Source organism: Clostridium sp. KLE 1755, from assembly GCF_000466465.2.
GTDB lineage: Bacteria > Bacillota > Clostridia > Lachnospirales > Lachnospiraceae > Eisenbergiella > Eisenbergiella porci.
In genome coordinates this window covers 176,118-183,775 of sequence record NZ_KE992777.1, presented here as the reverse complement: position 1 = coordinate 183,775, position 7,658 = coordinate 176,118, and the positions used below count along the sequence as shown (strand labels likewise).

General features: G+C 52.8%; 4 protein-coding genes. 1 reads left to right on the top strand and 3 read right to left on the bottom strand.

Annotated features, from left to right (window positions below; genetic code table 11):
- Positions 1 to 119: 119 nt before the first annotated feature.
- Both HMPREF1548_RS26375 and xylB read right to left on the bottom strand, forming a co-directional pair.
- Positions 120 to 740 carry a DUF4867 family protein gene (locus HMPREF1548_RS26375; RefSeq protein ID WP_021639865.1) on the bottom strand — a complete coding sequence of 207 codons (621 nt, stop codon included), beginning with the start codon at positions 738 to 740 and terminating at the stop codon, positions 120 to 122.
- A gap of 110 nt (positions 741 to 850) precedes the next feature.
- Positions 851 to 2,320 carry a xylulokinase gene (gene xylB, locus HMPREF1548_RS26370; protein WP_021639864.1) on the bottom strand — a complete coding sequence of 490 codons (1,470 nt, stop codon included), beginning with the start codon at positions 2,318 to 2,320 and terminating at the stop codon, positions 851 to 853.
- Positions 2,321 to 2,964: 644 nt separating this feature from the next.
- Between xylB and HMPREF1548_RS26365 the strand changes: the two genes are divergently transcribed.
- Positions 2,965 to 3,981, top strand: coding sequence for a LacI family DNA-binding transcriptional regulator (locus tag HMPREF1548_RS26365; RefSeq protein ID WP_025491398.1), 1,017 nt, complete (start codon positions 2,965 to 2,967; stop codon positions 3,979 to 3,981).
- A gap of 172 nt (positions 3,982 to 4,153) precedes the next feature.
- Here HMPREF1548_RS26365 and HMPREF1548_RS26360 read toward each other — a convergent pair whose 3' ends face one another.
- On the bottom strand, positions 4,154 to 7,576 hold the full coding sequence (locus tag HMPREF1548_RS26360; protein WP_021639860.1) for a glycosyl hydrolase 115 family protein: 3,423 nt from the start codon (positions 7,574 to 7,576) through the stop codon (positions 4,154 to 4,156).
- Between the last annotated feature and the right edge of the window lie 82 nt (positions 7,577 to 7,658).

The following is a 7,658-nucleotide window of genomic DNA, read 5'->3' as shown; positions in this document are numbered from 1 at the left end:
CTCCTTTCGCGGCCATAGGCCGCACTAAAATCAGGGGAGAAGCGTCTTTTGCTTCTCCGGTGGGACACAACGTGTCCCATCCTCTCCTTTCGCGGCCATAGGCCGCACTAAAAACTGGCTTATTTTACACAGATGTTCTCACCCTTCAGGCCGATATGGCATCCTTCGGGAAGGCCGCCCTCGGCATGTCCGATGAGCCATTTGTTCTTGGCAGTGATCAGCGCATCCTCGCCGCCTGCACAGTGGTTCTCATCCAGCGGCAGATTGGTTCCGTCGGGGAGAACGATAGCACAGCGGAAGCCTTCCTCCGTGCTGTTGCAGGGCGCATAGTGAAGTGTTGTTGCATAAAGCTCCACGCCCACACCCTTAGGAAGCAGAAAAGCTTCCACCTTAGAGGTATCGTAAGTATAGCCCTCTTCGATATCCTGCTGCCAGCCAAGCAGCAGAATCAGATCGGAAGCCGCCACGTCGATCTCTGAGGATCTGTGGTACTCCAGCGCGTTCAGCTTGTAATTATTGCCGTTGCAGAAGCCGATCTGGATCGGCATTTCCCCATAGGCAGTATCCTGAAGCTCCTTGTATACAGGAAGAGCCTCCAGCTGTTCCACGCTTGGCTCATAAACAACTTCCTGTGTACAGGGTGTCTTTTCCAGTTCTGCAACCAGAGCCGTAAAATCCACATTGTCCACTACCCTTCCGTATTTCCGGAAAGCGGCGTCCGTTACTTTCTTAATTTCCATCCCTCTTCTCCTTTCTTTTGTTCAGTCCATTTTTAGATTCAGCCGGAATCAGCCGGCATTATCAGCATTGAGAACATCCCTGCGCGGCTTTGCCCACAGCCGGGAATTTATTAAATAATCTTGTCAAACAGTTCTTTGCAGGCAGGATAAATCTGTCTGAACTGCTGATATCTTTCCTCATATTTCGCAGTCAGCTCCGGATCAGGCTCCACGGTTCCCACAACCTTCACCAGCTTGTCTGCGGCTTCCTCCACGCTTGCGAACTCTCCGCAGCCCACAGCCGCCAGAATCGCTCCGCCGTAGCCGGGTCCTTCTTCGCTTTCAATCATGTCAACCTTAATGCCAAGCACGTTCGCCATGATCTTCTTCCAGAGAGGGCTCTTCGCTCCGCCGCCGCAGATCTTGGTTCTTTCAATATGTATTCCCAGAGACCTGGCAACCTCAAAGGAATCCCTCAGTGCAAAAGCAACGCCTTCCAGAACAGCCTGCGTCATATCAGCCCTGGTGGTATCCATGGTCATGCCGATGAAGGTTCCTCTTGCATTGGGGTTATTATGGGGAGAACGCTCTCCCATCAGATAAGGCAGGAAAAATACATGGTTTTCTCCCAGCTTTGTAATGGCCGCCTGCTCCGCCGCATAATCGCCTGTGCCGATGATATCATCCATCCACCACTTGTTGCAGGAAGCCGCGCTGAGCATGCATCCCATCAGATGGTATTTCCCGTCCGCATGGGCAAACGCGTGCAGCGCATTGTTGCTGTCCACGCAGAAGCTTCTGGAGGAAATAAAAATCGTTCCGCTTGTTCCCAGGGAAATATTGCACATGCCGTCGCCCACGGTTCCGGTTCCCACAGCCGCAGCCGCGTTGTCCCCGGCTCCTGCAATCACCTTTACATTCCCGGGCAGCCCCAGCTCCTGTGCGATTTCGGGAAGCAGTGTTCCCACCACCTCATAGCTTTCAAAAATCTGCGCCAGCTGTTCCTTACGGATGCCGCAGATTTCGCACATTTCTTCCGACCAGCAGCGGTTCTTCACATCCAGCAGCAGCATGCCGGAAGCATCGGATACATCCGTGCAGTGTACGCCGGAAAGCTTATATGCAAGGTAATCCTTGGGAAGCATGATTTTTTCTATTTTGGCAAAATTCTCAGGCTCTTTGTTCTTCACCCAGAGAAGCTTCGGCGCGGTAAAGCCTGCAAAAGCAATATTCGCCGTATATTCGGACAGCTTATCCTTGCCGATTACCTGATTCAGATAATCCGTCTCCTCACTGGTCCTTCCGTCATTCCATAAAATGGCCGGGCGGATGACCTGATCCTCCTTATCCAGAATTACCAGTCCGTGCATCTGTCCGCCGAAGCTGATGCCCGCCACCTGTGATTTGTCACATTCCGCAACCAGCTCCTTCAGGCCTGCCATGGTCTGCTCAAACCAGTCCTCCGGCTTCTGCTCAGACCAGCCCGGATGAGGGAAAAACAAAGGATATTCCTTTGAAACAATCTTCTTAATCGCTCCCTTTTCGTCCATCAGCAAAAGCTTGACCGCCGATGTCCCAAGATCTACGCCTATGTATAACATACCGCGCCTCCCGTCCTTTCCTTCTTAAATGCGGCTTTCAATGCGGCGCCTCAGCCAGCCTTCCGGCTTCCCCAAAAGCAATTGCCCGCATGCCGCCTGTTTTTTGTCCGTTCTTACGTGCCCGTGCACGTTACTTTCATAATAAATGATTTTCTCCCAAAAATCAATGGGGTTTGTCAAATTCGTTAAAATATACAATCCACCTTGTTTTTTGCGGCCTTTTGACATCCTCTTTTGTATAATCTGCTGTTTCGTGTTGCACGCACACGATTTTCCCCCTTTGAAAATTGACTTTGCACGTTTATTATGTTACGGTTATGGAAAGTGTAACTGCAAGGTTGCATACAACTATCGGATAACCGGAATTTACATTGCCATAAGAATCCGGAACATTTCTGCCGGGCGTCTGCCGCAGGCGTCCTGTCCGGCAGACGGGAAACTATTCGTTTTTCTATGAATTCACCGTTTAACCCGCCGCCAGCAGAAATAATCAAAGCCCCCGCTGCAAGCAACGGGGTATCAAATTTGCAGCGCTGCAGAGCAGCGGGGCATTTGACCCTCGCGGCAGTCGCCAAATATCCATGCAAGCATGGCTACCTGGTTCTGCCCGCGGGAATAAAAAAGAAATCAGAGGTGAACCAGGCATGGCTACGATTAAGGAAATTGCCGAGCTGGCCGGAGTCTCCAGGGGAACGGTTGACCGGGTCCTGAATAACCGCGGGGCGGTAAATCCCAAGACGGCCCGGAAGGTACTGGAAATAGCCCAGGCGCTTGATTATAAACCGAACAGGGCCGGCATCGTGCTTGCCGCACAGAAAAAGAACCTGAAAATCGGGGTAATTTTGTTCGATACGGGAAATCCGTTTTTTAATGATGTGATAGAAGGGGTAAATAAAAAGGCGGAAGAGCTTGGCGGATATAACTGCTCCGTCCTCATTTCACGCGTGGGCTTCGACCTGCAGGCCCAGCTGGACGCCATGGACAGGATGGCGGCCCAGGGCGTGAACGGCATCGTGCTTTCCCCCTATAACGATCCGCTCATTGCCGGCAAGATCAATGAGCTGAGTGAAAAAGGCATCCCCGTGATCACCACCAATACGGATATTGAAAACTCCGCCCGCCTGGCCTACGTGGGCTGCAACTTCTACCGTTCCGGGGAAACCGCCGCGGGACTGATGCATCTGATGTCGGACGGGGAGGTCTATGCGGGAATTATCAGCGGTTCCTCCAAGGTACTCTGCCATACGGACCGGATTGCGGGCTTCAGGGACCGGGTGCAGTCACATTATCCTGGCATCCACATCGTGGATACGATTGAAAACAGCGACGATGAATTTGAAAGCTATGACGGCACGCTGCGGCTGCTTGGGGAGCATCCGGAAATTAACGCCCTTTATTTTGCGGCGGGCGGCGTATACGGCGGCTGCCGGGCGGTGCTCGCTTCCGGGCGGCGCGACATTACCATCATTTCCTGCGATAAGGTTCCCACCACAAGGGATATGGTGCTTCAGGGAGTCATCGCCGCCACCATCTGCCAGCAGCCCCTCATTCAGGGCACCAGGCCTTTAGATCTAATGTTCTCCTGCCTTACCACCGGGGAAAAACCGGAAAAAGAATACCATTATACGACGGTGGACATCCGTATCCGGGAAAACATCTGACTTATGCGGCAGCAGCCGGCAGAAAGCATTTTTCAAACACGATCTTGCGTCAGGACGTCTTTTCAGTTCATTCCTGCTGCAAAAAAAGCCGTTCCGTGCGGCGGACCAACCGGTTCACCTGCACGGAACGGCTTTTTTTGTGTGATTTCAGACTATTGCCCTGTTACTCCCCTCATACAGGCCACTGCGCATCAGACGGCGGAAGCTCTTCCCCCCTGGTCAGATAAAACCGGTCGAACCGCATGCCTGACGCCATGGAATACACCTGTAGCGTGTGGCTGCCTTTTTCTAACAGGCATCTGGCCGCAGGGACCCATCTGTAAATCTGCTCCGCCTCATAACGGTGCAGCGCCCCGCCCCGGTACAATTCTTCTTTGGCTAACGGATGTCCGTCCACTCCCATGGCAAAATAAGCCTCTTCCATCACATCGAATTTGGACAGCATCCAGACGGTGTATTCCCCGCCTTCACACTCCAGCTGATAACTGAGGGAAGGCGCTTCGGACGGCTCCTTCCATGACAGCCCCGGTGTCCTGACATACATGGCCAGCCCGCTGCGCCCATAGGATTCACTGCTGCAGTGCTGCCATAGCCCTCCGTCCGCGTGGGCAAACCTGCTCTGCGCCAGAGCCGCCGCCGCATCAATCCGGATGCTGCCGTTATTTTCCGCAAACGGATGCTCCCCTTCCTGTAAAAAGAAGCCCGGCTCCACCGTCTTGGCATACCGTTCCGGGTACAGGATCCTGCTTGTCACCGCCAGCCCGTCATCCCCGCATTCCGCCGGGGCGTATTCCACCGGCCGGGGCTTAAGCGTCAGCTTCCCGTAAAAATCCTCCGTCCACCGGTCCGCGTCCCAGTCCCAGGGAAGCTCCTGCGCTCCGGTAATCCCTGCCAGATTGTTTTCCTTTCTCTCCTTCGTATAAATCACGAATCCGGAAAAAGCAAAATATTTATCCACCGCATACAGGGAAATCCGGTGTAAGCCGGCCTTCATCGCCGGGAGGGACAGATACAGGCGATCCACATTGTTAAGCACGTTTTTCTTCCAGTTTCCACGCCACTCGTCATTGGAATACGATTCCAGTATCCGCACCGGCCCTTCGTCCACGGAAACACCTATCCTGATCCGGCCGGTGGAATCCAGCGACGGGAACCGGTGAAGCTCCAGCAGGAATTCCCCCTCACTGGCGGCATACACCTGATAACAAAGAGGCGCCGAAAAACCACTGTCCTCCCTGACGGCCTCCATAAGGCTCCCCCGGCATCTGCCCAGCCGCTTTATGACGTGAAAGTAAGGGGAAGAAACCGTACTTTGCGCCGAAACGGCCTGCACGCAGATACAGCCGTCCTCCTCTGTATTTTCACAGACCTGTGCCGGAGGCTCTGTTTTTACCGGAATCCTCACCTCGCTGCAGTCCGAAAGATCCTTTACGAGAATCTCCCCTTCCCTGGCGGCGGTACAGTCCTCCACCCTGACCAGAATCCTTTTTTCCGTCCGCACGCTTCCGCTGTTTTCAGACAAAGTCATCCAGTCCGGCGCGGTTATGGAAAAATCAAAGCTTCCCTGTCCCGCATTTCCCAGCTCCAGCCATTTTACGCCGGGCTTCCTGAACACAAGCTCCGTTTCCTCGTTCCATAAATGCGTCAGCATTCCCCGCTCTCCGATAGAAAGCGGCGGCGTACAAACAGGCATCTGCGCGGCGCGCGGCGGCGGGAAGCCCTCCGGGTTCAGGATGCCGTCCCATTTTCCATCCGCCATCACCTTATTATAGTACAGAAGCATCTTCCTCCTGGCATCGTCAAACTGCATGGATTTCTTCGTATAATATGCGGCGGCCTGCATTTTTCCCTGCCTGTACGCAAGTGTGCTCCTGTCGCCATAATAAAACTGCAGATTCGTAAAATACCCCGCATGGATACGCATGAGAACCAGCTGGAAAAAGGCGTCCTTTTCCTTTTCGGGAAGCGCTTCGTAAATAGCGTTTCCGCGGGTAAAAAGCTCCTCATATTTATGGATACGCACTACGGCCTCGTCTCCGTAGGCAGTCTGGGAAAAAGCATCATAGTCCATATTTTCCAGCTTTCTTACATTGGTAAGCTGGGAAAAATCATTCAGGAGCGCTGAAACCTCTTTCCCGATGCCACCCTCAAAATTACGGTCGATCCAGTCCGCCACATAAGCGTCCACATCCTCAGTCAGCGCATTTTCACTGCCGATTTCCCAGGCCAGGCGCAGGAAAAATTCAATCTCCTGCTCCAGCGGCTTCATGGCGCCGCTGTTTAGCACCCACAGCTTGCGGATTCCCTCATTATAAGCCTTCTGCAGCTCATTTCTCGTATGGGCCAGCGGTATGGAGCAAAGGAACACATAGGACATGCTCGGGGGCGCCCAATAGGAATTATGATAATAAATACCGTTACCTCCGCTGCGTTTTTTCTCCTTTTCGGAAGGGTATCTGCGGATATAGCCGTAATTGTCGTTCGCCCAGACAAGCGTCATATCCTCCGGCACCTCAAGGCCGTGGTCATACAGATCCAGAACCTCTTTATATGGAATAAAGGTCATCATCGTATCATGGCCCAGCGTATCCCTTAAAATACTGCGCTGATCCCGGATAATGGTTTCCAGAAGCTCCACCTTGGCCTGCCGTTTTTCCTCCTCGCTTTTGTTTTCCAGCCCCCTCGTCTCAAAGCCGGAATCATGGATGCCGCGCATCCCCAGCGTATAGCAGACCTCAAAATCCTGATTCTGCTCCACGCTCTCCCGCCAGTATTCCTGCAGGATTTCCCGGTTTCTTCCTGGTACGGAATAGTCGTAAACCGCATCCTGGTATCCCTTTTTTGCTATCCAGGGACGCCATTCCCGATTGTTGGAACGCATCAGCATATCGCAATGGGAGGTTCCCACCACAATGCCCATGCGTTCCGCCAGCGCGCCGTTTTCCCGTTTACTGTTGAAGGAATTGACATGCATGGCAGGCCATATGTAGTTTGCCTTTAACCGAAGAAGCAGCTCAAACACCTTTTCATAGGTCTTCACGCCGATGGTTTCCTCGCCCATGTGCTTCTTTACCCAGGCCTCCAGCTCTTCCTCATCATTGATAAAAATCCCCCTGTATTCCACGGAAGGGTGATCCGTCCTGAGGAAATCCTCCGGCAGACGGATTTCCTGCTTTTCCTTCACCGGTACATCCGCCCAGAAATACCAGGGCGAAACGCCGATTTTTTCACAGAATTCATAGATGCCGTAAATCGTTCCCCTTCTGTCGCTGCCCGCAATGATCAGCCTTCCTTCCCGGACACAGAGCAGATACGCTTCCTTTATCAGTACGCCTTTTTCATCCCGCAGGAGGTTTCCGGCAATTCTGTCAATGTCCTCACACATTCCGATTGTTCCGATACGGATTTCGGAATAATTTTCCGCGGAGTCCACTTCCGGAACGGCTTCCTGTGCGTCCTCATCGCCCTGCAGTCCTCCTCCCAGAACCTTTTCCAAATCCTTTTCCAGATTGGAAGCCGCAATTTTTACCGCATCGGATTCCTTGTCGCTTATCCTGATCCGGTATTTCTGTCCGCGTTTTATGTAAAAATCCATACGTTTCTCCTTTCATCCTCTCCGGCTGATATCACCTCATGCCTGTATGATATTTTGTAACTGTTCAGTACCCCTCACAGTT